Consider the following 21,946-nt stretch of genomic DNA (forward strand, 5'->3'; position numbering starts at 1 on the left):
ATACATACAGTACAACTGATCAGGAGGGATAAAAATAACGGGGCGGCAATGACCCATCTAAAAGGAGGCAGAACACATTACACATATTACCGTCATTTTGACCCTGATTTCTTTCTTTGTGACCATTATTTTTATATTTTGGAGACCCGGGGGATTAAATGAAGCCGTTCCGGCGTCGCTGGGCGCCATTCTCGTTTTGTTATGCGGAACCGTTTCCTTTCATGATTTGGGGGATATAGGGTCAAAAGTCACCGGAGCATCAATCACCATTATCTCCACAATGATTATGGCGATCGCGCTGGAAAGCTTCGGTTTTTTTAACTGGGCGGCGGCCAAACTGCTTCACCGCGCCAAGGGATCGGGCATCCGGCTTTTTTGGCTGACCAACCTGCTCTGTTTTTCAATGACGCTCTTTCTGAATAATGACGGCAGCGTCTTAATCACCACTCCTATTTTACTATTGGTCTTACAATATCTCGGACTTAAAAGACATCAGAAAACACCGTATTTAATAAGCGGCGTATTAATTGCGACGGCGGCAAGCACCCCGATCGGCGTCAGTAATATCGTCAATTTAATTTCTCTCAAAATGATAGGCATGGACCTTTATTTGTACACCAATATGATGTTTATCCCCGGCACGCTGGGACTGGTGTTTATGGCATTGCTGCTGTTTGCCGTTTTTTACCGCCGTTTGCCGAAACAGCTCCCCGATATTCCGGTTCATTTTGATTCGCTGGAACACAAACGATATCACCCGCTTCAGCCTCCGCCAGACCCGATCCAAAACAGCCGTACGAACATCATGTTTTGTGTTTTGGCATTTGTATTGTTCGTCCGGATCAGTCTGTTTGCAGCTTCTTACAACGGCATATCCGTTTCGCTCGTGGCTGTCATCAGTTCAGTCATCCTGCTTGGCTGGAGATGGTTTTATTTAAAAATCGGATCGGCAGACTTATTAAGGAAAGCGCCTTGGCATATCTTTATTTTTGCCTTCACGATGTACATTATCATCTACGGACTGCATAATATCGGACTGACGGCGCTGCTTGTTCAGTCTATTGAACCTTATGTCTCACAAAGCATTGCCCACGCTGCATCTATTATGGGCATTGCTACATCCGTCCTCTCTAATTTGTTCAATAACCATCCCGCCTTAATGATCAGCACTTTGACATTAACTGAAATGTCCATCGACCCATTAACCGTAAAAATCATTTATCTGGCTAATATTATCGGCAGTGATATCGGATCATTGCTTCTGCCGATCGGGACATTAGCCACGCTGATCTGGATGCATATCATCAGACAGCACGGCGAAAAAGTTTCTTGGTCAGAATATATCAAAACGACCATTATCGTTGTCCCTCTCACCGTCGTGTTTACCATTACCGTTTTATATGTTTGGATCAGTTGGATTTACCTTTAGCTCCCATAAAAAAACTGCCTGCTGTATAAGAGAGGCAGTTTTATCATTTATGGCAGGTGCATGGTCTTTAAATGATTCAATTTCCAAAAAACAGTATCGCCGTCTGCATTGGTCAATTCAAGAATATTATCTGAGACATCCTGCAACAGCCCCACTTTATTCGGTATATCTCCTAAATCCAGAATAATCAGCTTCCCGATATATCTTTTTAATTGCTCCTCAAAATTCCGGACAAGGGGCACATTAGCGGGAACAACCGGCAGCTCTGAACTGTTTAATGTATACGGCGTCTGCTCATCGGAATAGGGTGTCAGCCATTTCAAATGATGCATCGAGATGAAAAGAGTCTTATAAACCGGAGAGAAGAAAACAAAATAATCATTTAAAACACTTGTCACATACCCATGAATGGAACGGTCTCCCGTAACAAATATTTCTGTAAATCTGCCTTTTATATGCTGGAGGGTATTCCGGTAAGAAAATGAATGTTCCTGTTTTTCGGGATGCGGACTTTTTTTTCTTGCGTACGGTTCTTTATTCTCTTCGTCCGGGAGCGTCAATGTCATCCGCTGAAGATGCAGCAGCGGAATATAAAGAAACGTCCGGCCGTCATGAATCACAATGATATCCTGACCGATATCCAAAAGAGTTCCTGAAAATGTCGTATTCCCCGATATCTCAATATCGACTTGTTTATCCAGAAATCTGCTTAATCCAGCCATTTCATTCCCCCCTCTCCCGCGTTTACGGACAATCTTTCCAATCATTTACGGCCGCGTTTCCACCGATAATCTATTGTCCTTAATACAGTGGCGTAGCTATAAGAGACCTCTTTCTCCCGTTTTGAGGATCGAACGGATCTTGATGATCTTTTCGACTTTTTAGAGGAAGTACGCTTCTCTTCGCGTGATTCTTCTTCATGCGGCTTTTCTTCTTCGGCGCTCTCTTTCTCACCTTTATTCTCGTCGTCTTTATTCTCCTCTTTTTTAGCTGCGCCTTTTGCCCCTTCACTGATGCTCTTGATATGAAAAGGATAGATCCGCAGCACTTCTTTATCTTTCACAAGAGTGTAGTGGCCGTCGGAATTATCCACAAGTATACCTTCAACGGCTTCAGGACCTCCGCGGTTGATGGATACCCATTTGTGGATCAGGCGTTTAAATATGCCGTGAAAATCATCAGCCATTTCAAATTCCGGGCGCTCCTCCTCTTGGCCGTCCTCTTCTTGTTCCGCGCTGATGCTTTTGACATGGTCGGCGTTAAAATATACAATTCCGTCATCTTCCGTTTCCAGCACGAGAAAATCATCCCCTGTTTCGTGAAGCTTTCCTCTTTTCGATTCCGGACCTCCCTGATTCAATTGCACCGTGCGATTGGTCATCCGGCTGATCAGGTCTTGAAAATCATCAGCTTTTTCACATTCTGCCGCTTCGGCCGGCGATACGGTTTCACTCGTATTTTCCGTCACACTTTTCACGTGTTTCCATTGATAATAAACGATTTTATTATCAACCTGAAGAGCGATATAATCCGATTGAATGTCTGCTAATCCCTGTCTTGGACTCCGGGCCTCCCCGGTAGACAGTAATCACTTTTCCTTCCATCGCATGCAAAAAGTTGTCATCAGACCGATGCCGCTTCGTATTGCGTTTCATCTATTGTCCTCCTAGTCATTTTTCTCATAATGTAAAAAGCATAATGCATATATACGTATCACGATTATTTTCGGGAACTGATTCACCAGCCTATTTGTAAAAAATCTTTCTTCATTTCCAAATCAGATATTCCACCGCTCTAACTCACTGCTGATGAAGGCGGACCGCTCCTTAATGTATTCGCAAATCACATCAGGCTCCCGGTCAAAGCAATCAATCTCCTCTTTCTTATAAGGATCCTTTGCGACATGCGGCCTGATCTGCTCATACAGTGACATGACCTTCGGCTTCATATGTTCAATGGTAAACCGGGTCTGAAGCGTTTCTTCCAAAAGCTGTTTGTACGCTTTGCGGAAATACGGTTCATCCAGAAGCCTTGCAGTCAAGGTATTAAACCCTTGTATTCTGACATAATCGGCGTCCATCCGATCACCGTGAATGTCTCTTCCCCACGTCGCATCGTAATCCCACGGAATGACTTCAAAAAGTCCCGTTTCATGATTCCGGTACAAAGCGTAATTATGAACAAACCCATCGTAGTTTGAGGTAAACACGATGCCCGCAAGCCACCGCAAATACTTATCGGCGTCCAAGTGTTTGACGATCTCCCCCTTGAACTCTGACTTCGGCACGGTATTAATTTTATAGATCATGTCCTGCAAGTATAAATCGTCTTCTTTCGTTCCCGTTTTCTTTTCATAACCAAGTTCGAGCGATGTTTTCGTATCCCGCTCCAGATCACTGACAAGGGAGAAATTGGCGTCGTCATCAACCGCGTAAAAAACAGCCCCGTCCGCCAAATTCCGTTTCGCCAGAAAATATTCATCCACTGACTCCAGCTCAAGATACACCCCCTCATGTCTGCCATTGATTTGCAAGGTTACGAAATTCGCCTTTGGTGACAGCGTCCCAAGCTCCGCGAAGAAATCGAGAGACAGCTTATTCCGCATCATCGACGGATCTTTGTATTCAGCGTTTAAATGTATCTCTTTCGCCCTGCGAAATGTTTTCGGCGAATAAAAAGCGATGTGATACGATTTTTTCTTAAAATCTCTTATATGAGAGCCGCGGTACGCCAGATCAATGTCAAGCCGTTTTTGATTCACTCTCAGCACCGCGGGCACCGGATCATCATCCCAAATGTCTTTTTTCAGCTCCATTAAGTCTTTCGGGTGAATAAACAGCTGGTATAGAGGCAATGTTGATTGGTCTTTCATCAGTAAACCTCCCTGTATTAATTTAGGCTGTGCTTTTTATATAAAACTCAGCGAATCACACATACACTTTTTTCATTCATGCGTACTATGTGGTAGTAAGGATCGCATCCTTAAAACATATATCATGAGGAGGTTTCAAAATGGGCCACTATTCCCATTCTGATATCGAAGAAGCAGTAAAGTCCGCAAGCACCGAGGGATTGGAAGATTATTTGTACCAAGAACCAAAAAGCAGTAAGAAGAGAAAATCTCGCAAGCATAAAAAATCCCGTTCTCACAAAAAATCTCGCAGCCATAAAAAATCGTGCCGCTCTCACAAAAAATCTCGCAGCCATAAAAAATCGTGCCGCTCTCACAAAAAATCTCGCAGCCATAAAAAATCCCGTTCTCACAAAAAATCTCGCAGCCATAAAAAATCCCGTTCTCACAAAAAATCCCGCAGCCGTAAAAAATCATGCCGGTCTCACAAAAAATCTCGCAGCCATAAAAAATCCCGCTCTCACAAAAAATCTCGCAGCCGTAAAAAATCATGCCGGTCTCACAAAAAATCTCGCAGCCACAAGAAATCATGCCGCCGCAAGAAAAAACGCACGCAGAAAAAACCTTATCGTCCTCAGAAAAAAGACCCTTGCAAAAAAGACGATTACTGCAGCAAAACAGAGTACTGGAAAGACGGGAACATCTGGGTTGTAAAGAAAAACTACAAGTAACACCATTCGTAAATAGGCTGCCGGCTAAACGGAAGCCTTTTTCCTCAATCAGATATATGCCACGTGATAAGATATGCAGCCGGTTTTCTTTTGTTGTGTTTCCGAATTTTCTTTCTGTATAATCAGGTCATACGATAAAGAAAGGCGGCCGAAATCATGCATATCTTACGAGCAGACGAACTGAACGCAAAAGACACTTACAAATTGCTTTCGGGCACAGTCGTTCCCCGGCCGATCGCATTTGTCACTACGCGGTCATCCATCAACGGCGCCGTAAACGCGGCGCCCTTCAGTTTCTATAACGTTGTCTCCGCAGAACCGCCGCTTCTGGCCATCTCAGTCAGCCGCGCGGACGGTCGGCAGAAAGACACCGCGAGAAACGCAATCGCTCATCGGGAATTCGTGGTGCACGTCAGTGATGAGTCCATTATTGAAGACATTAACAAAACGGCGGCAAGGCTTGATCCTGATGTCAGCGAACTTGGCATGACAGACCTTTCTGTGACAGACAGCGCTTGCATCAGCGTTCCCGGTATAAAAGAAGCAAAAGTGAGGTTTGAATGTATACTCGAACGCCATCTTCCGTTCCAAAATGACAGCGGAGAAACGACGACAGACCTCATCATCGGCAGAGTCGTTTGTTTTCATTTGAATGACCAAGTATATGACGCCGATAAAGGCTACATACGGACAGATGAGCTGAAGCCTGCGGCAAGGCTCGCGGGGAATGAATACGCCAGACTCGGGAAGACATATACGCTTGTCCGCCCGACCTGAAGCAGGAACCATTATAATAGAAGAAACTAGTCAAAAAGACCCCTTTCGAAAGGGGTCTTTTTGAGTCTTTTACCATTTAACTCAGCCTAATGTCTTGTAGAATGCCGAAACTTACAAGGTCCTCACCCGTATGAAACGAGCGGCACATTTTTAGGAGGCAGACGATGGATTTCACTCAGTTACTGATTTTTTCAGCCGTATTTATTTTGCTCAGCCTTATGTTTCAAGTATTTGCCGTCAAAGTTCTCAATTTGCCAAAGCCTGTTAAAAAGCAGAAGCCGATAAACGGCACACATCGATTAATCGAAATCACACTGCTTATTACGGGCATCGCAGCGGTGAATTTTTTCAATGAAATGTACGTATTTGCGGGAGTTGTTTTCATGCTATTTTGCTGCAGCGGCTTAATGGAATGGCGGTACCGGCGGGAGGAAAAGCAATATGTGTACGATTCGTTTTACGCAGGTCTTTCTGCCGCGCTTGGCGTGCTTATTTTTTTCATCAGTTAGCGCAGCTCTATACTCCTGCGGCCGCTCCGTCGCCGCGCGGGTCGGCCCCGCCTTGGAGAAAGCCTTCTTCATCAATGACGATCGCTGCCGCATGGCCCATAAGCCCGTCAAAATCACCAACGGTCTCGACGCGGTGGCCGCTCTGCCTTAGGGCTTCTCTCGTTTCAGGGCTGATTCTGCTTTCAACCCTCAGCCCTTCATACTCCTCTCCCCATGTCCGTCCCCAGACCCAGCGCGGCTCATTGATCGCCTGCTGGGGGTCCATTTTGTAATCAATGATGCGCGTAATCATCGCTGTCTGAGTTTGCGGCTGGCCTTCTCCTCCCTGGGTTCCGTACAGGATGTGCGGCCTTCCTTCTTTACAGGCCATCGCCGGCATGAGGGTGTGGAACGTCCGCTTGCCGGGTTCAAGTGTATTGATATGGGATTCGTCCAGCGAAAAAAATGACCCGCGGTTTTGCAGCAGAATGCCCGTCTCCCCCGCTGTAACGGCAGATCCGAACTCAAAATAGAGGCTCTGAATAAAGGAAACGGCATTTCCTTCCGCATCGGCGACGGCGGCATAAGCAGTGTCGCTTCCGACCGGCCGGCTTACCGCCGGCGCAGCCACGTTACCGATTTCTTCCGCAAGCTGCTTTGCATACCGTTTATCAAGCAGCCGATCCAGCGGAATATGAGAAAATGCCGGATCAGTCAGCACTTTATTCCGGTGCTGAAAACTCTTCTTCAGCGCCTCGATCAGCAGATGATAATAGTCAAAGGAACCGTGTTCGATCTGAGAAAAATCATAGTTTTCCAATATATTGAGCGTCATTAAGCCTGTAAAGCCCTGTGAATTCGGCGGAGCCTGATAGATTTTGCACCCGCGGTAATCGGAGGATACCGGGTTCGTCCACTCGCCGCGGTGGGCTTTAAAGTCATCAAGTGTCAGACGGCCGCCGTTGTTTTGCAGAAAGGATGTGATGCGTTGAGCGAGGTCTCCTTCATAAAAAGCGCTTCTGCCTTTCTCGGCAAGCTGCTCCAAGCTGGCCGCCAGATCCTTCTGGACAAACCGTTCACCGGGCATGGGCGCTTTTTTGTTTCTCGTAAAAATGGCCGAGGTGTAAGGCATCGAGGCTAAAAGATCGAGATTGCGTTCTGTGTGGGCGCACTGGTCGGCGGACACCGGAAATCCGTTTGCCGCATAATCAAGAGCTGGCTTCAGCACCTCAGCGAGCGAAAGACGCCCGTATGCCGAAAGCACGGCATCCCAGCTGTCCGCCATTCCCGGAACGGTAATGGCGCTTTCTGTCCCGCGCAGAGGGATCGCTTCTCTGCCCCGATACAAGTCTCTCGTCACATGCTTCCCTGAACGGCCGCTCCCGTTATAAGCTTTGATTCGTCCCGTTTCTTTATGGTAAGTGAGCCAAAATGAATCCCCGCCAAGACCCGTCATATGCGGATACACAACTGCCAGACAGGCGCTGACCGCCACTGCCGCGTCAAACGCGTTTCCGCCCTTTTCCAGAATGCCGGCCCCCGCCTGAGAAGCGAGATAATGCGGACTGACGACCATTTGTTTCGTTCCGATGGTTGAAGTATTCATGGCAAGCCCCTTTACAAATTTTCTCAAGTATAAAAAGCGGCTTCGCGGCCATCCACATTCCTGAAAGAAAATCTCACACACTATTTACTTTTCGATAAGAAATAATTCTAAGTTATTACGCATCGAAAACAATAAAAAAATTCTTCCTTCATAACGTAATGTTTCATGATACAATAATGTCTACCAAATGAAGGAAGGTGAAGCGGGTTGGAACATGAATACAGCATTCCGAATCTTGTCCTTGATGAAACGGATAAACAGATTCTTTCGATTTTGCACGAGGAAGGGAGGATTTCCTATACAGACGTAGGAAAGCGGGTTAACCTGTCGCGAGTGGCGGTTCAGCACCGCATTCAGCATTTACTGGATGCCGGTGTGATTGAAAAATTCACCGCTGTCATCAACCCGGCGAAAATCGGCCGTCATGTGTCCGTGTTTTTTAATGTGGAGGTGGAGCCGCAGTATTTGGAGGAAACCGCATTAAAGCTTGAAAAGGAGCCGGCCGTGACAAGCCTTTATCACATGACCGGACCGAGCAAGCTGCATATGCACGGCATTTTCGCAAATGATCAGGAAATGGAAGAGTTTTTGACAAAACGGCTCTATACGCAAAAAGGCGTCGTCAGCGTCGACTGCCAAATGCTGATTAAACGGTATAAAAGCAGAACGGGCATGAAGCTGTAAGGAGGACATAGCCATGAAACATCCCTATTGGGACATTACGGCGGCGATGGTCCGAACGGGCATTCTCGGATTCGGGGGCGGACCGTCGGTGATCCCGCTCATCCGCCATGAAGCCGTCAATAAATACAAATGGATAGATGATGATGAATTCGGAGAAATATTAGCGATTGCTAATGCGCTTCCCGGACCGATTGCCACAAAAATGGCTGCGTATCTGGGCTTTAAGCTGAAAGGCACATTAGGCGCAATCGCGGCAACCCTCGCCCACATTCTGCCTACATGTCTCGCTATGGCGGGCTTGTTTGCCGCTGTCAATGTCTTAAGCCACTCAGCGGTTGTTGCCGGCATGATTGGCGCCGTCACGCCGGTGATCGCCGTCATGCTCGGCATCATGGCGTACGAGTTTGGCCAAAAAGCGCTTAAAGGATTCGGCTGGGTCACGGGCATCCTGTTTTTTATCATCGCTTTTATCGGCCTGCAAACGCTGCAGATCAACCCCGGCTTTGTCATTATCATTTTCTTGGCGTACGGCGCGTTTCATTTTAAATTAAAGGACAAAATCACAAATAAACGTTCAAAAGATAAAGGAATGTCGGCCTCATGATCATGATTTATATATTTATGGCGTTTTTTGTCGCAAACGTACTCGGATATGGAGGCGGACCGGCGTCGATCCCGCTGATGTTTGAAGAAGTCGTCAACAGATACAGCTGGCTCTCAAACGATCAATTCTCAAATATGCTCGCACTTGCGAACGCATTGCCGGGCCCGATCGCAACCAAAATCGCGGCGTATGTCGGCTACAGCGCAGGCGGGTGGCCCGGGTTCCTGATTGCGCTGATCGCCACTGTCGTACCGTCGGCGCTCGCATTGATCGTCCTCTTGCGCATCATTCAGCGCTTCCGCCAATCCCCTGTCATCAAAGGTATGACGCTGTCCGTCCAGCCTGTCATCGCCGTCATGATGCTTATTCTTACCTGGCAAATCGGCGCAGACGGCATCAAAGCGATCGGCTGGGTTCAAGCGATAGTGATTGCGGGGATTTCCCTTCTTGCCTTGACAAAATTCAAGATGCATCCGGCCTTCCTGATTGTCGCGGCGTTTTTGTATGGAGGGCTTGTGATTCCTCATTTATAAAGAAAAGCACCTGGACAGGTGCTTTTTTATTTTGGCCCAGAAATACCATTTGATATGACAACTGTTTCTTCGCCTGCATCACTCTTGATGATTTGCTTGACTTGCAGCGTTGCGCCTGCCATTCTCACAAATTGCTGAACCTGAGGCGAATTGGTTTCAGCCTGTATCCAAACAGAAGTCGGCGCTTTCCAAGCTAAAAAGAGTGCGAGAATCAACATACCAGAGATAACCAGCAGCAGCTTCATATCGCATCACTTCTTTTCAATAAGCTGCTCGCCGCGCTCAGCGCCTGATGATCATGAAGAATATCACCGGGACGATTGCCTTCTCCCAGCACATAGCCTTTAAAGGACATCCCCATAAAATGAAAAATATGTTCAAATTGCTGAATCAGCGGCAGCCCTTTTAGTTTAGGATTGTCTCCTCCCACTGCTGTTACATATGCCTGCTTCGCTGACATTTGCTGTTTAAAATCAGGAAATCTCGGATCTCTCAGCGTCTGTGACCAGCGATCAATAAACAGCTTTAATGTCCCTGACATGCCAAACCAATAAATTGGGGTGGCGAATACAAGAATATCGCACGGCAATATCCGCTCAATGATAGAATCGCAGTCATCTTGAACAGGACGAAAGCCGCCTTGAGCGTGACGCAGATCTTCAATTGGCTGGAGCCGATATTTCCGCAAATGAATGTGCTCCGCATCGAATCCTTGAACAGCCTTCTCCGCAAGAATATCCGTATTTCCGCCAGACCTCGTTCCGCCATGAATAACCGCAATTTTCATGATGCATCTGCTCCTTTGTTTACGAATGATTTTCTTCATCATATAATGGATTCATCAATCAATACAGATGATTATTTCGATTATTCCAATCGGTAAAACCGATTTAGAAAGGGCGAGAACATATGGAATTGAAGCAGCTGATCACCTTTATTACCGCAGCAGAACATGTAAACTTCACCCTAACCGCCAAGATGCTTAACTATGCACAATCAAGCGTTACCTCTCAGATCAAATCACTTGAAGAAGAAATCGGGACTCCTTTATTTGAACGGCTCGGCAAGCGGCTCATCCTGACAGAAGCCGGCAAAACATTCAAATCCTATGCGGAGAAGATCATTGCGTTAACAGAAGAAGCAAAAATGGCCGCAAATCAAGCAAGAGAAACAACCGGAACGTTGAAAATCGGCGCGACGGAAAGCCAGTGCACATACCGCCTTCCGCCTATCATAAAAGAATTCAAACAGGCTTTTCCTCAAGTAAAGCTCATATTCAAACCGTATATTTCCAACGAACAAGCGAAAGAACAGCTCTTGCAGGGCCAGCTTGATATCACTTTCATTTTGGATGTGAACCGAACGGAAGACGCACTGCACGTTGAATCTCTGATTCAGGATGAAATCAAAATGGTAGCCGCCAATGACCATCCTTTTCCAGCAGATTCACCAGCAACATTGAAAGACCTTCAAAACGAAACCCTTCTGCTGACAGAGGACGGCTGTTCATACCGCACGCTCTTTGAGAACACTTTACATGACGCCGGAGTCTACCCTAACAAATTAGAATTCGTCAGCATAGAAGCCATCAAACAATGCGTGATGGCCGGACTTGGAATTGGACTATTGCCTGAAATGACAGTAAAAGACGATATTGCCGAAGGACGGATGAAAGAACTCAGCTGGCAGAATGAATGCCCTGTTTTTACTCAATTAGCATGGCATAAGGACAAGTGGATGTCTGCGCCATTAAAGGCTTTTATCGATTTGACGCGAAAAACATTCAAATAAAAACCTATCTGCAAGGACGACAAAGTTTTTAATAAAGCAGACACCAGGCATACAAAAAAACACTTGGTGGCTTAGAGCCCCAAGTGTTACACGTGATTTTTCCGATAAAACGTTCGCAAAACATGCGTTTCAAGGTCAGCCAGACGGACAGGGATCGGCAGCCTGCTTTCTTGATTGATCAAGCTCATCGTGATCTGATAGCTGCTTTCTAAATCAATGTCATGTCCGCAAGACAAAAAGATAGGCTTCACGTCCCGCCGCGTTCGCAGCGCCCGTCCATATACCTCGCCGTCAATGATAATATCGGTGTATGCGCCGACTTCATTTTCAGGCGTCACGAAATCGCAGCCTTTGATTTTGAGATAGGTTTTCGCAATCCCTATCGTCGGCTTACCCAGAAAAAAAGCCGCATGGGTGGCAACGCCCATATGATTGTAATGCAGATACCCGTTGCCATCAAACAAAAACACATCCGGCTCCGCCTCCAGCTTTTCTGCCGCTTCAATGATCAGCGGCAGCTCGCGAAACGCAAGAAAACCGGAAACATACGGCACGCTGATTTTCCCCACGCTGTGCACTTTTTCAATCACTTCTTTTGTATCAGCGTCAATCACGATGATACTGCATACGCCGTACGGTTCCCCGTCCTGCTCCCAATAAGCGAGGTCGACGCCTGCGCAGGTGTTGACGGAGTCTGGATGGATGACGGGGGATAGGTTGATTTTATGTATTAGGGATTGTTGTGTTCGAACAAAATCCGATTCATCTTTTAGATCAAAATCGTGAATTTGATGTATTTTCATTTCACTTGTTTTCCTCGTTTTCATTTCTAAAATCGTCTTTTCAATTCAAGTTCTTCATTTCGATATACAACGCAATAAAACTTCCATAAGGATAATCTCCATCCCAGCCCCATGGAAAATTGCCCGCTTTATAAATTTTGAAAAGTTTTTCAAAAAAATTGTCTGTTTTCCCGTTTACTGCTCTATTTATTGCACAATTATTTAGATCTGCTACGATCTCTTCAAGAAAAGTATTAAATTCAGTCGTAGCACTTCTGACATTTTCCGAAAAAATTTTCAGAAGCATGTCTAGGTTTTGTGGTTTTTGATCATCGTTTAGTTCATAAAATTTTCCCCATACCTCACTCATCTCGTTTTCTTTTATATCTTTCCACGCATATTCATCTTCACCAATTACATCTTCGTAAACATAGTACTTAGCTTTTTCTTCATCATTAATAATTTTAGTAAAATAAGAGATTTCATGTGATGCAACTGCTTTAAAGGTTTTGGAAAAATCAATAACTTCTTTTACCTGATTATGATAATGTCCGTATTTCATTACTTTATACACCTTTCCTAAGTACAACCGTAGGGTTACCAACTCTCCGGTAACCGGAACGCAGCCTAAAGCCAAATAAATTATTCGGAATTCACAAAACAGAAAACAACAATTCACCTATGAAAAAACCTTGAAAGGCTTCAGCAGCCATCAAGTTTAATTAATTCTTCTAGCCATTCCCTCTTATAAGTCTAATCCTCAATTAAATCAAGATAATATTTATCATTTTTCATAAGCTCTATTAAAAACTCTTCTAGTGAATCTGCAATTTTTATATCATCGTAATATATTGAATTGTTTTGTTCATTGCCTAATGCAATTAACAATAAAGCACTTTCATTTGCTTCAAAAAAAATCAATTTATCTTCTTCAAGTTCCTCATAAACTTCTATATCTGGATAAAACTCAAAGTCATTAACTTTTAATCTTGCATCTCTAATTGAAGCAGGTCCAAGAATGCGATTAATATTATATTCTGATTTTTTCAGAAAGCCGTAACCAACCTCTAGAAGAAACTGTCTCAAATCATAAGGTAACCTTAAACCTAACTTATTTTCTACTTCTAAGATTTCATTCTCACTTACTTGATAAAATGTATTTTCTTTGTAAGTTTTAATAAAATCATATTTCACAATTATTTACCTCCTTTGAGTGGAGAGTTTTTCTCCTGTGACGGGTTCATAGCCCAACAGACATTTAAGTCATCTTAAACAGAAAATAACAATTCATTTGTAAAAAACCTTGAAAGGCTTCACTAGCCAATCAAGGTCAATTAATTCTTCTAACTATCCCATTTTTAAGTCTAATCCTCAATTAAATCAATATAATATTCATTATCATTGAGGAACTTTTTAAAAAAATCCTCTAAAGATTCAGCTATTTGAGTGTCAAAATAAAATATTGGATTATTTGCCAATCGTAAATCTATAGAAATATAAACACCCTCGTTTACTTCAAAAAAAATAAGTTTATTTTCATCATCATAAAGTTCATCTAAATCTGGGTCAGACTCAAAAATTCCTTCTCTTAGTCTAATGTCGGCTACTGCCCCTGGCCCCAATATCCTATTAATTGCATTATCACTTTCACCTTTAATAAAACCATAACCGACTTCTAAATATAATTGTTTTAAATCATTTGGAATATCTACGTTCATTCTTTGTTCAGCTTTTAATATATCCTCTTCAGGTACCTTATATGTTTTATTTTCTAAATGATTTATAAATTCAAATTCAGCCATGAACTATTTTTACCTCCTTGGAAATAGTTTTCCTGATGGTGCTCCCTTTCCATGTATACCCGCTTGGTGTTCATCCGGATATTTTGCCGGATGAATATTCCACCATTCGTGAGGGCCACCAAAGTTGTTCTCTATGATATGATGGGCATCGTACGGTTGACCAATACTTCGGGCAACTTCTCCATGCTTATCAAAAACCTCTTCTGTATATCTAGGCCACTTTTGATTGGTTTTTTCTTCCCATTCTGCAATCAATCTATCTTTCAAACTTGATGTGAATTTGCTCCTATGCTTAGCTGTTTCTTTTGGTGTTAATTTCTCATAGTTATTATTTCTTAAAGCTTCTTTTATATGGTCGATCTGCTCTTTACAAACCTTTCGTCCAGTTTTGGCTTCTATATCTCTGAGATATGCTTTCGCTAAGTCTTTATTTAGTTCACCAGTAGCTTTAGTGCCTTCACTATGAACGTCTGTTTTTTGCCTCTCAACTTTCAGCACCTTAGGCTCTTCTACATGATCTGCTTTCGGTTTTTTCGCAAATTTTCCATCGCTTGTGCGAAACACTTTCGACGAGGCATCATAGAATACCTTCCCTGTTTGTGTAATATAGTGAATATGGTCTTTAGCAACTTGTTTTAGGTAATTAACTGGATACTGTGCGACTTTCTTGACAGCTTCTTTATTAATCAAACTCTCAGTATAGTGGCTGCTTTTAGCATATGCGTATGCTGGCTGATTTCGGAATGTTCCCATCAGCTGTTTCGCAAAAAGTACGGTTTCACCAGCTGATTCTATCACCGATAAAGATCGTTTTTTAACTGATTGATAGGTTTGATGAGCTACTTTTTTCACATGGGTCGGATTCACGACATGTCGTATATCTGATAGTTTCACTTTAACTGTCGAACCTTTATCCACATTTCGATACATTGATACACTATGATCAACCGATTTGGCCAGACTGCCCGCTCCAACCAAACTCAGCGCAGCTTCCAGTGCCCCTTGCTTCCGCTTCTCCTCAGACACTTTGTTTCCGAACATATCACGGCCTGTGACGGCTTCTGTGAATCCGTTTGAGGCGACGAGGCCGTATGCGCCCATTTCTGTCATTTTGAGAATGTCTAAGGATTTTCCGGTTTTATAGGCATCTAAAGCATGTTCTGCGGCAATGACGGTTTTTCCGGTTTTGTAAATGGCTTTTCCGCCTTTGAAAGCGCGGCCCGCCCAGCCGACGACCGGTATGAATCCGGCGGCGGCCATCGCTCCTGCTGTGACGCGTTCTGCGGTGGAGAGTTTTTCTCCGGTCACCGGATCAACGCCTTCGGCTGCTCTTTTATAATCATAATAGCCGGTGACTTCGCCGGTAAAGTTGCAGATGCCGTCCCATGTTTTTTCGTACCATGGTTTATTGGCTTCTTCTTCAGCCTTTTCCTGAAGCCGTCTTGCTTCGGCCTGCTGGGCTTTTGCGTCAATATAGTCCGTGCCCTGTTTTTCTGTCGCCATGACGCTTTTGTAGATTTCATTGCTGTGGAAGGCTTTTTTGTCATAGTACATAGGGGAGGCGCTTTTCCCGTTGCTGGTGGCCTGCATGAGAACGGAATATTTGCTGAGCACTGCGTTGTCCAGAGATTCTAAGTTTTGATATTCAGCGGTCAGGGATTCATCAAGCGTATCGACTGCCGTGATCGTGTCACGTCTGGTTTTCTGGGCATCACCCATTTTATCTGCGTAATCATCCAGCGTATATGTATCGAGATGAATAATATCGCTGATGCCAGACAAAATCGAATCGATTTCTGCTTTATGAGCGGAGACAATCTCTGAAGCTTTCAAATCCGCGTTGGGCAGCTCATGCTCCAAAAATGAAGTCTCCACATATGTATCGCTGAGTTCTTGATCTTTAATGTCACCTGAAATGCCATTTAAAAACGCAATTTGAGCAGAGACAAGCGTCAGCCAGCTGTCGGCGATTTCCGCTTGTCCCTGAAAAAAATCTTTTATATTGTCTGCGCCTTTCCCTTTCAAAGCATCACCCAGATCGGCCACGCCTTGAAAGGCTTGTTTGAGCGCACGCAGCTGTTCTTCAAGGGCTTCGTATTGTTTCCTTCTCTTATCTGCTTCGTCCGTTAACGATTGTGATTCAAACACTTTGCTCATCGGCAAGTCCTTTCTTTCGTTATTTTACGGCGATCGCCTCGTCCTGTTCTTTCAAAGAATCTACGTTGTCTTTAACGTCCGCGATATTCTTATGAACGGCCTGCTTGTATTCGCTGATCATTGATACAAGCTTTGCCTCGCGGGATTGGTACTTGGAGGTATAGTCGAGCTTGTTTTTTCCGTTTGAACCGGCGTTCCCGATCGAAACGGCCTCCAAAGCGCTGCTGACGGATTCAAGCTGCTTCATGACGGCTCCGTATTTGAGTTTTATTTCTGCCATTAAAACCAACTCCAGCTTCTTTTGATTGATTGTATTTTTTCTCCGACCGTGTCAAGGGCTTCTTCTCCCAGCGTCAGCAGGTGCTCTGCCTCTCTCGCGATGCTTCTGGCGGCAAGGAGCCCTCCTTTTTCAATTTCAAGCTGTGTCATCTTTAAGCCGATTCGGTAAATATAACCGTCGTATTTGTCTGTAACGATTCTGTATGCTTCTGTATGGGCCTGATCGCGCCGGTCATCAAATTCTTCAGCAAAAGTGCCGGTCCAATGATGGTCCAGGTGCGGCCTGAGGATGTCTCTGATTTCAGATACGCCCTCTTCCTGCAGAGATTCTATCTCTCTTTTCGCTTCTTTTAATTTATCAATTTGGTGTTCAACCTCGCCCAGTTTATGGCTGATCGTGCTGTTAATATGGCTTAATGTGCTTGAATGGCTCATCTGTTTTCACCTCGTCTTACGCAAAAAGTCGTACAAAAAGCACAGACTTTTCCATACTATATTTCCATATATTATATTTTAAAATAGACAGAAAGCAGCTTAAATAGGTTAAATGACTTATTTTCAGCAGCCGAGATGCTCATCATTAACGCCAAAAGACTCACATAAACGGCATATCCATTCATTGATCTCCTCTATGTATCCATGATAAATTCCCTAAAAAAAGGAGACAGTGATGAACCGTCTCCTTTGCCTTGTATCATGATCATCATACTGTCGTTAACTGCAGTCCCAGTTGTACAAAACGTTTGAGAAATCTTTTTTCTTCAAATCTTCCGGTCTGATAAAGAAATTTGCGATTCCCACATCTCCCCACATCGAATCAATGTCATCATCTGAATCAATTTGCAAAAGCAGAATCGTATGGTTTTGATGGGAGTAAGACCGCGGATCTTCCTGGGTAAAGGACGCATAGCCGCCGATTTTATGGCCGAATGCGTTCGCCGTATATTCGTCATACACCTCATCGTCAAACTGCTCGAAATAGTCAAAGGCATCCATCCCGGCATACCGCCCGAATTGAAAATCAGACGGGAGCACCCATTCAGCAGACAGCTCAGGGGTGATCAGCGCTTCGGATTGAATCGGAAAATCGTACTCCTCTTCAACCTGAACGAAAGAAAAATCATCCATGAGCTCCGCTTCTTCTGCTGTCACATGTTCAAAATATTTGACGCAGAAACCCGTTTGCGCGCACCCGTCGTCAAAATTCAAACCGTATACGTCATCACTGACCGATATGTAAAACTGAAGAATGCCGGTGTCCGGAAAATCAGGAAGTCCGGGCATATCCGCAAAATTGATTTGAGCGAGAAGCTTCATCGGCCTGCCGCTTTCATCTTCAGGATATGGTTCATGTTTCGGAAAATAGGGGTCTCCGGCCATTTTACTGTCATACCGACCCGTTTCAGCTTTTTTGACGTGCAGTTTGATAAAGGGCCGTGCTGACGTTTCCAGCAGACCGCGGGATGATTCCATTTGCTTCGGCAATTTCCATGTGTTTTCCACGATTAATGTCCCCTTCGTCTCTAATGATTGTATGATAAAAGGCCGGCGCGGACCGCCGGCCTTTTAAGTGACAGAATCAGTCTGAGGCACGACGGCTCTTCTTCCGATTGAGATATATTCCACGCCCGCCTGTTCCGCTTCCTCAAGCGAGTGGCAGTTTCTCCCGTCGAAAATAACCGGGGTTTCCATCAGCTCTTTGTACGCTTCAAGCGGGAAGTGTTTAATTTGTTCCCAATCTGTCAGAATCAGGACGGCATCCGCTCCCCTGACGGCTTCTTCTATGGACTCCCGATAGGAAACCGCAGCCGGAAGCAGCTCGGAGGCCCGAAATGAAGCGATCGGATCGTACGCTGTCATCCGGGCGTCAAGAGCCGCCAGACGATCCGCAATGACAATGGACGGGGCATCCCGCATATCATCTGTATTCGGCTTAAAAGACAGTCCTAATAACGCGATGGTTTTCCCCGTCACACCGCCCAGCCTGTTCAGCACTTTATCAACCAGCATGGACTGCTGGTTATTGTTGACTTTAATGACGGACTTCAGCAATTCAAAATCATGCTCCACATGTCCCGCGATCTGCACGAGGGCGTTTGTATCCTTCGGAAAACAGGAACCGCCGTAACCGATGCCGGCTCTTAAGAATTGATTGCCGATCCGTTTATCCAATCCCATTCCGTGTGCGACTGATTCCACATCCGCACCGACTTTTTCACATATATGAGAAATTTCATTAATAAAACTGATTTTTGCCGCTAAAAATGCGTTTGACGCATATTTGATCATCTCAGCGCTTCTGATGTCCGTATGATATACCGGAATCGCAAGCGGCGCGAAAACCCGGTCAAGCGTTTCCCGCGTCTGCCGGTCTTCAGCCCCGATCACGATGCGGTCTCCGTGAAAGGTATCGTGAATCGCCGAACCTTCACGGAGAAATTCCGGATTCGAAGCGATTGAAATGTTCACGTCCGCTCTCAGCCGTGAATGAATAACTTCGCTGATTCTGTCATTCGTTCCCACGGGAACCGTGCTTTTTGTCACGACGATCGCATCTTTAGAAATATGTTCGGCAATCCGTTCGGCGACATTTTCAATATAAGTAAGGTTTGCGTGCCCGTCTTCTTTTTGCGGCGTTCCGACCGCTATAAAAATAACGTCCGCTTCCGCAAGCCCTTTTTCGTAGCTCGTTTCAAATGCCAGCCGATGCCGGCCGATATTTCGTTTCATCATATCTTCAAGGCCCGGTTCAAAGATAGGGGACAATCCCTTTCTCATCTGCTCAACCTTACGTTCGTCAATATCTATGCATGTTACGTCATGGCCGATTTCTGAAAGAGACACTCCTGTCACAAGACCGACGTAGCCTGTTCCGATCACTGTTATTTTCATCGTGTTCCCCCAACCGTTTAGAAATTGCTGCTGGGCAGCTTACCGTTATTATCATATGATCCCGGCGCCGGCGGAATGCCGGAAGCCTGAGGCCATGATAGGAAAAAACGGCGCCGGCCGCTGATAATAGCATAAGCATAAACGAATCATCTTGCAAAACAGCCGCTTACGCTTCATTTAAACGGGATGGAGACGACGATTAAAAAAGACCCCAGCGCTTACGGCGGGCCACAGGCAGCGGAGGTTCCTTATAAATGGCTTTGTTTTCAGCGAGAAGCGCCGCATTTTCCGCGAGCATGTAAATCAGCTCCGCCCCTGCTTCTTTTTTCAGAACGCCGAGCGCCTCCTGATAATAAAAATTCCTCGGTCCGAGATTATGGGCGTCAGATGCGAGAAAGTGGATCAAATTCGCTTCCATCAGCTGCAGCGAAAAGGATTTCGCTTTCCGCCCGAATGCTCCGGCAATGCAGCCGGCCGTCACTTGGGCGGCCGCCCCTTTCTTCACAAGACTGTAAAGGACGGAAGGGTTTTCGCGAATTTCCCTGTTCCGCTCCGGATGGGCGATGACGGGGACATATCCGTTCAGCTGCAGTTCATAAAACAGCCTTTCAGCGTAGGCCGGGACATGATCCGCCGGAAATTCCGCCAGCACATACTTTGTATTATGGAGCGGGACAAGCGAGCCGCTTTGAAGACCTGCCAGCAGATCTCCGTCTATTCTGATTTCCTGGCCGGGCAGGACAGTCAGCGGAATGCCTTCCTTATTCAAACGTTTGTTTAACAGGCTGACCGCTTCGTTGACCGTATGCCGATCCGTGTCATAGCGGTATTTCACATGATGCGGCGTCGCGATGATCGTATCAATCCCCTGTCTGACCGCTTCTCTCGCCATCTTCAGGCTTTCTGTATCATCCGCCGCGCCGTCGTCTATGGAAGGAAGGATGTGACAATGGATATCTATCATATTTCAATCCCTCCTTAAAAAGAATGGACCGCGCCCATTGTGACATTATTGTCCGTAATAGGCGTAGTCCGAATGTTTCGTTTGTTTCTTCCCGTTCATAACGGCCCCAAGGAGCTTGCACGGGCAGTAATCGAGCGCTTCTTTCGCCTTGGCTGCTTTTTCCTTGTCCGTTTTCCCGCTTGAGATCACCATAATGGCCCCGTCAGTGTAGCTGCCTAATATTTTCGTATCGGCTACGGCCAAAACGGGAGGCGTGTCCAAAATCACCTTATCATAAACTGCGGCTGCTTCTGATAGAAGATCTTTCATGGCGCCCGTCGATAAAAGCTCCGCCGGATTGGGCGGGATCGGCCCGCTCGTTAAAATATCCAGGTTTGCTTCATCAGCCGGCAGGACGGCTTTCTGAAACGGCATCTGTTTTAACAGCAGTGACGTTAATCCGGTTCCGTTGTCCAATTTGAAGGTGAAATGAACCGTCGGTTTGCGCAGATCCGCATCAATTAAAAGCACTTTTTTCCCCTGCTGTGCAAATACGACGGCAAGGTTGGCCGCGGTTGTCGATTTTCCTTCTTCCGGACCGGCGGATGTGATCAAAAGGGACTTCACCTCCGTATCAACGGAAGAAAATTCAATGTTTGTGCGGATCGTGCGATATTGTTCTGAGTTGATGGATTTCGGCTCAGACATCGCAATCACGCTTCGTTTTCCGGGTTTGTCTTTTTTACGCGTCAACATGTCCGCCTCCCGCTTGTTTGGTTTCCGCCATCCTCACATTTTTGGCAACGCTGTCTTTTGTACTGATTGAAGTAACCGTTCCCAGGATCGGGATGCCGAGCAGCGCTTCCAGCTGTTCTTCCGATTTGATCGTATTATCCAGATGTTCCAGCAAAAAGGCGAGACCGATTCCGCCCAAAAGTCCGGCGGCAAACGCAATCGCGATGTTCAGCTTACGGTTAGGCTCTGCCGGTGACTGGCTGTCCGACGCTTCGGCCTTTGAAAGGATGCTGACATTATCAACGTTCATGATGGCGGTGATCTTGTCCTGAAAAACGGATGCAACCGCATTTGCCATAACGGCCGCCCGCTTAGCATCCGTATCCCGAACGGCAATCGTCACGACTTGTGAATCCTGCTCGCTGGATACCGTGATTTTCGATTCCAGCTCTTTCGAAGTCATGGACAGATGCAGCTGTTTAATCACTTCGTCGAGGATGACCGGGCTTTTGATGATGACATTATACGTGTTGATTAATTGGAGGTTGGTTTGAACGTCATTGAATTGGACTTCTTTTTGATTGTTTTTGGATTGGCTGACCAAAATTTGAGTTGAGTTTTCATAGACCGGCGTAAGAGCGAAGAAACTGATGAGTCCGCCTGCGGCAGATGCCGCCGCGGTAATAATAAGTATAAACAGCAGACGCTTTCTCAGTATTGCGAATATTTCCTTTATGCTTGTAGATTCTCCCATATAACCTCCATATCACTTTCCGCGTATTCCCATTCCCTCCAATGATCTTTTCCAATTACGATTATACAGCTTTAAACTGTCATTTCTAACCTTTTCAAATGACAAAAT

Annotated in this window: 25 protein-coding genes and 1 pseudogene; 8 read left to right on the forward strand and 18 right to left on the reverse strand. The window is 45.4% G+C overall.

Annotated elements, in window-relative coordinates; genetic code table 11:
- Positions 1–97: 97 nt before the first annotated feature.
- Positions 98–1,429 carry an arsenic transporter gene (locus tag NYE38_RS17725; protein WP_289394735.1) on the forward strand — a complete coding sequence of 444 codons (1,332 nt, stop codon included), beginning with the start codon at positions 98–100 and terminating at the stop codon, positions 1,427–1,429.
- Positions 1,430–1,476: 47 nt separating this feature from the next.
- On the opposite strand, the gene NYE38_RS17730 is transcribed toward NYE38_RS17725, so the two are convergent.
- The 3 genes and pseudogenes from NYE38_RS17730 to NYE38_RS17740 all read right to left on the reverse strand — a co-directional run bounded on the left by NYE38_RS17730 (position 1,477) and on the right by NYE38_RS17740 (position 4,301).
- Positions 1,477–2,151 carry a hypothetical protein gene (locus NYE38_RS17730; protein ID WP_007407530.1) on the reverse strand — a complete coding sequence of 225 codons (675 nt, stop codon included), beginning with the start codon at positions 2,149–2,151 and terminating at the stop codon, positions 1,477–1,479.
- Positions 2,152–2,192: 41 nt separating this feature from the next.
- Positions 2,193–3,084, reverse strand: a pseudogene (locus tag NYE38_RS17735) (spore coat protein).
- Between the two features lie 122 nt (positions 3,085–3,206).
- On the reverse strand, positions 3,207–4,301 hold the full coding sequence (locus NYE38_RS17740) for a CotH kinase family protein (protein ID WP_024085889.1): 1,095 nt from the start codon (positions 4,299–4,301) through the stop codon (positions 3,207–3,209).
- Positions 4,302–4,441: 140 nt separating this feature from the next.
- Between NYE38_RS17740 and NYE38_RS17745 the strand changes: the two genes are divergently transcribed.
- The 3 genes from NYE38_RS17745 (at position 4,442) to NYE38_RS17755 (ending at position 6,297) form a co-directional block, all read left to right on the forward strand.
- Positions 4,442–5,011: a spore gernimation protein GerQ gene (locus tag NYE38_RS17745; protein WP_110085247.1), complete on the forward strand. Its 570-nt coding sequence runs from the start codon at positions 4,442–4,444 to the stop codon at positions 5,009–5,011.
- Between the two features lie 156 nt (positions 5,012–5,167).
- Entirely contained in the window at positions 5,168–5,788 is a 621-nt protein-coding gene (locus NYE38_RS17750; RefSeq protein WP_014419051.1) for a flavin reductase family protein, read from the forward strand.
- 164 nt (positions 5,789–5,952) lie between these two features.
- Positions 5,953–6,297: a DUF4181 domain-containing protein gene (locus NYE38_RS17755; RefSeq protein ID WP_025649359.1), complete on the forward strand. Its 345-nt coding sequence runs from the start codon at positions 5,953–5,955 to the stop codon at positions 6,295–6,297.
- Positions 6,298–6,304: 7 nt separating this feature from the next.
- Here NYE38_RS17755 and ggt read toward each other — a convergent pair whose 3' ends face one another.
- The gene (ggt, locus tag NYE38_RS17760; RefSeq protein WP_025649360.1) at positions 6,305–7,882 is read right to left on the reverse strand and encodes a gamma-glutamyltransferase; all 1,578 of its coding nucleotides are present in this window, start codon (positions 7,880–7,882) and stop codon (positions 6,305–6,307) included.
- A 207-nt stretch (positions 7,883–8,089) separates the two neighbouring features.
- Here ggt and NYE38_RS17765 point away from each other — a divergent pair, with 207 nt between their 5' ends.
- The 3 genes from NYE38_RS17765 to chrA are packed head-to-tail and all read left to right on the forward strand — an operon-like array spanning position 8,090 to position 9,703.
- Positions 8,090–8,566 carry an Lrp/AsnC family transcriptional regulator gene (locus tag NYE38_RS17765; protein WP_007407537.1) on the forward strand — a complete coding sequence of 159 codons (477 nt, stop codon included), beginning with the start codon at positions 8,090–8,092 and terminating at the stop codon, positions 8,564–8,566.
- Between the two features lie 13 nt (positions 8,567–8,579).
- Positions 8,580–9,170, forward strand: coding sequence for a chromate efflux transporter subunit ChrB (gene chrB / locus NYE38_RS17770; protein WP_021494838.1), 591 nt, complete (start codon positions 8,580–8,582; stop codon positions 9,168–9,170).
- On the forward strand, positions 9,167–9,703 hold the full coding sequence (chrA, locus tag NYE38_RS17775; RefSeq protein WP_017418771.1) for a chromate resistance efflux protein ChrA: 537 nt from the start codon (positions 9,167–9,169) through the stop codon (positions 9,701–9,703). The genes chrB and chrA overlap by 4 nt, the downstream gene beginning before the upstream one ends.
- 26 nt (positions 9,704–9,729) lie before the next feature.
- On the opposite strand, the gene NYE38_RS17780 is transcribed toward chrA, so the two are convergent.
- A complete protein-coding gene (locus NYE38_RS17780) occupies positions 9,730–9,948 on the reverse strand; it encodes a hypothetical protein (RefSeq protein ID WP_017418770.1) in 219 nt (72 codons plus the stop codon).
- Positions 9,945–10,490: a flavodoxin family protein gene (locus NYE38_RS17785; protein WP_263612121.1), complete on the reverse strand. Its 546-nt coding sequence runs from the start codon at positions 10,488–10,490 to the stop codon at positions 9,945–9,947. Before NYE38_RS17785 ends, NYE38_RS17780 begins: the two co-directional genes overlap by 4 nt.
- Positions 10,491–10,612: 122 nt before the next feature.
- Here NYE38_RS17785 and NYE38_RS17790 point away from each other — a divergent pair, with 122 nt between their 5' ends.
- Positions 10,613–11,494 carry a LysR family transcriptional regulator gene (locus NYE38_RS17790; RefSeq protein WP_123117480.1) on the forward strand — a complete coding sequence of 294 codons (882 nt, stop codon included), beginning with the start codon at positions 10,613–10,615 and terminating at the stop codon, positions 11,492–11,494.
- Between the two features lie 86 nt (positions 11,495–11,580).
- Here the strand turns inward: NYE38_RS17790 and NYE38_RS17795 are convergent, their stop codons facing one another.
- The 12 genes from NYE38_RS17795 to NYE38_RS17850 all read right to left on the reverse strand — a co-directional run bounded on the left by NYE38_RS17795 (position 11,581) and on the right by NYE38_RS17850 (position 21,838).
- Positions 11,581–12,297, reverse strand: coding sequence for an endonuclease V (locus tag NYE38_RS17795; RefSeq protein ID WP_053285349.1), 717 nt, complete (start codon positions 12,295–12,297; stop codon positions 11,581–11,583).
- A 40-nt stretch (positions 12,298–12,337) separates the two neighbouring features.
- Positions 12,338–12,838: a hypothetical protein gene (locus NYE38_RS17800; RefSeq protein ID WP_025649363.1), complete on the reverse strand. Its 501-nt coding sequence runs from the start codon at positions 12,836–12,838 to the stop codon at positions 12,338–12,340.
- 191 nt (positions 12,839–13,029) lie between these two features.
- On the reverse strand, positions 13,030–13,470 hold the full coding sequence (locus tag NYE38_RS17805; protein ID WP_025649364.1) for an SMI1/KNR4 family protein: 441 nt from the start codon (positions 13,468–13,470) through the stop codon (positions 13,030–13,032).
- Positions 13,471–13,640: 170 nt separating this feature from the next.
- Positions 13,641–14,078, reverse strand: coding sequence for an SMI1/KNR4 family protein (locus tag NYE38_RS17810; RefSeq protein WP_025649365.1), 438 nt, complete (start codon positions 14,076–14,078; stop codon positions 13,641–13,643).
- 9 nt (positions 14,079–14,087) lie between these two features.
- Positions 14,088–16,235 carry a T7SS effector LXG polymorphic toxin gene (locus NYE38_RS17815; protein ID WP_025649366.1) on the reverse strand — a complete coding sequence of 716 codons (2,148 nt, stop codon included), beginning with the start codon at positions 16,233–16,235 and terminating at the stop codon, positions 14,088–14,090.
- Between the two features lie 19 nt (positions 16,236–16,254).
- Complete coding sequence (locus NYE38_RS17820) at positions 16,255–16,515, reverse strand: YwqI/YxiC family protein (protein WP_007614257.1); 261 nt, start codon at positions 16,513–16,515, stop codon at positions 16,255–16,257.
- On the reverse strand, positions 16,515–16,949 hold the full coding sequence (locus NYE38_RS17825) for a DUF5082 family protein (protein ID WP_007407544.1): 435 nt from the start codon (positions 16,947–16,949) through the stop codon (positions 16,515–16,517). The genes NYE38_RS17820 and NYE38_RS17825 overlap by 1 nt, the downstream gene beginning before the upstream one ends.
- Before the next feature lie 279 nt (positions 16,950–17,228).
- Positions 17,229–18,017, reverse strand: coding sequence for a YwqG family protein (locus NYE38_RS17830; RefSeq protein ID WP_017418765.1), 789 nt, complete (start codon positions 18,015–18,017; stop codon positions 17,229–17,231).
- Positions 18,018–18,080: 63 nt separating this feature from the next.
- Entirely contained in the window at positions 18,081–19,406 is a 1,326-nt protein-coding gene (locus NYE38_RS17835; protein ID WP_071182032.1) for a UDP-glucose/GDP-mannose dehydrogenase family protein, read from the reverse strand.
- 199 nt (positions 19,407–19,605) lie between these two features.
- Positions 19,606–20,370, reverse strand: a complete 765-nt coding sequence (locus NYE38_RS17840) for a CpsB/CapC family capsule biosynthesis tyrosine phosphatase (RefSeq protein ID WP_025649368.1) — start codon at positions 20,368–20,370, stop codon at positions 19,606–19,608.
- Positions 20,371–20,415: 45 nt separating this feature from the next.
- Positions 20,416–21,105, reverse strand: coding sequence for a CpsD/CapB family tyrosine-protein kinase (locus NYE38_RS17845; RefSeq protein ID WP_007614272.1), 690 nt, complete (start codon positions 21,103–21,105; stop codon positions 20,416–20,418).
- Entirely contained in the window at positions 21,092–21,838 is a 747-nt protein-coding gene (locus NYE38_RS17850) for a Wzz/FepE/Etk N-terminal domain-containing protein (protein WP_017418762.1), read from the reverse strand. Before NYE38_RS17850 ends, NYE38_RS17845 begins: the two co-directional genes overlap by 14 nt.
- Between the last annotated feature and the right edge of the window lie 108 nt (positions 21,839–21,946).

Source organism: Bacillus sp. EU63 (genome assembly GCF_038592915.1).
GTDB lineage: Bacteria > Bacillota > Bacilli > Bacillales > Bacillaceae > Bacillus > Bacillus velezensis.

What these genes read in the sequence shown, in the direction of transcription:
- NYE38_RS17730 (WP_007407530.1), bottom strand. Translation starts at nt 2,151, where the DNA reads ATGGCTGGATTAAGCAGATTTCTGGATAAACAAGTCGATATTGAGATA.
- NYE38_RS17740 (WP_024085889.1), bottom strand. Translation starts at nt 4,301, where the DNA reads ATGAAAGACCAATCAACATTGCCTCTATACCAGCTGTTTATTCACCCG.
- NYE38_RS17745 (WP_110085247.1), top strand. Translation starts at nt 4,442, where the DNA reads ATGGGCCACTATTCCCATTCTGATATCGAAGAAGCAGTAAAGTCCGCA.
- NYE38_RS17750 (WP_014419051.1), top strand. Translation starts at nt 5,168, where the DNA reads ATGCATATCTTACGAGCAGACGAACTGAACGCAAAAGACACTTACAAA.
- NYE38_RS17755 (WP_025649359.1), top strand. Translation starts at nt 5,953, where the DNA reads ATGGATTTCACTCAGTTACTGATTTTTTCAGCCGTATTTATTTTGCTC.
- ggt (WP_025649360.1), bottom strand. Translation starts at nt 7,882, where the DNA reads ATGAATACTTCAACCATCGGAACGAAACAAATGGTCGTCAGTCCGCAT.
- chrB (WP_021494838.1), top strand. Translation starts at nt 8,580, where the DNA reads ATGAAACATCCCTATTGGGACATTACGGCGGCGATGGTCCGAACGGGC.
- chrA (WP_017418771.1), top strand. Translation starts at nt 9,167, where the DNA reads ATGATCATGATTTATATATTTATGGCGTTTTTTGTCGCAAACGTACTC.
- NYE38_RS17780 (WP_017418770.1), bottom strand. Translation starts at nt 9,948, where the DNA reads ATGAAGCTGCTGCTGGTTATCTCTGGTATGTTGATTCTCGCACTCTTT.
- NYE38_RS17785 (WP_263612121.1), bottom strand. Translation starts at nt 10,490, where the DNA reads ATGAAAATTGCGGTTATTCATGGCGGAACGAGGTCTGGCGGAAATACG.
- NYE38_RS17790 (WP_123117480.1), top strand. Translation starts at nt 10,613, where the DNA reads ATGGAATTGAAGCAGCTGATCACCTTTATTACCGCAGCAGAACATGTA.
- NYE38_RS17795 (WP_053285349.1), bottom strand. Translation starts at nt 12,297, where the DNA reads ATGAAAATACATCAAATTCACGATTTTGATCTAAAAGATGAATCGGAT.
- NYE38_RS17800 (WP_025649363.1), bottom strand. Translation starts at nt 12,838, where the DNA reads ATGAAATACGGACATTATCATAATCAGGTAAAAGAAGTTATTGATTTT.
- NYE38_RS17810 (WP_025649365.1), bottom strand. Translation starts at nt 14,078, where the DNA reads ATGGCTGAATTTGAATTTATAAATCATTTAGAAAATAAAACATATAAG.
- NYE38_RS17815 (WP_025649366.1), bottom strand. Translation starts at nt 16,235, where the DNA reads ATGAGCAAAGTGTTTGAATCACAATCGTTAACGGACGAAGCAGATAAG.
- NYE38_RS17820 (WP_007614257.1), bottom strand. Translation starts at nt 16,515, where the DNA reads ATGGCAGAAATAAAACTCAAATACGGAGCCGTCATGAAGCAGCTTGAA.
- NYE38_RS17825 (WP_007407544.1), bottom strand. Translation starts at nt 16,949, where the DNA reads ATGAGCCATTCAAGCACATTAAGCCATATTAACAGCACGATCAGCCAT.
- NYE38_RS17835 (WP_071182032.1), bottom strand. Translation starts at nt 19,406, where the DNA reads ATGAAAATAACAGTGATCGGAACAGGCTACGTCGGTCTTGTGACAGGA.
- NYE38_RS17840 (WP_025649368.1), bottom strand. Translation starts at nt 20,370, where the DNA reads ATGATAGATATCCATTGTCACATCCTTCCTTCCATAGACGACGGCGCG.
- NYE38_RS17845 (WP_007614272.1), bottom strand. Translation starts at nt 21,105, where the DNA reads ATGTTGACGCGTAAAAAAGACAAACCCGGAAAACGAAGCGTGATTGCG.
- NYE38_RS17850 (WP_017418762.1), bottom strand. Translation starts at nt 21,838, where the DNA reads ATGGGAGAATCTACAAGCATAAAGGAAATATTCGCAATACTGAGAAAG.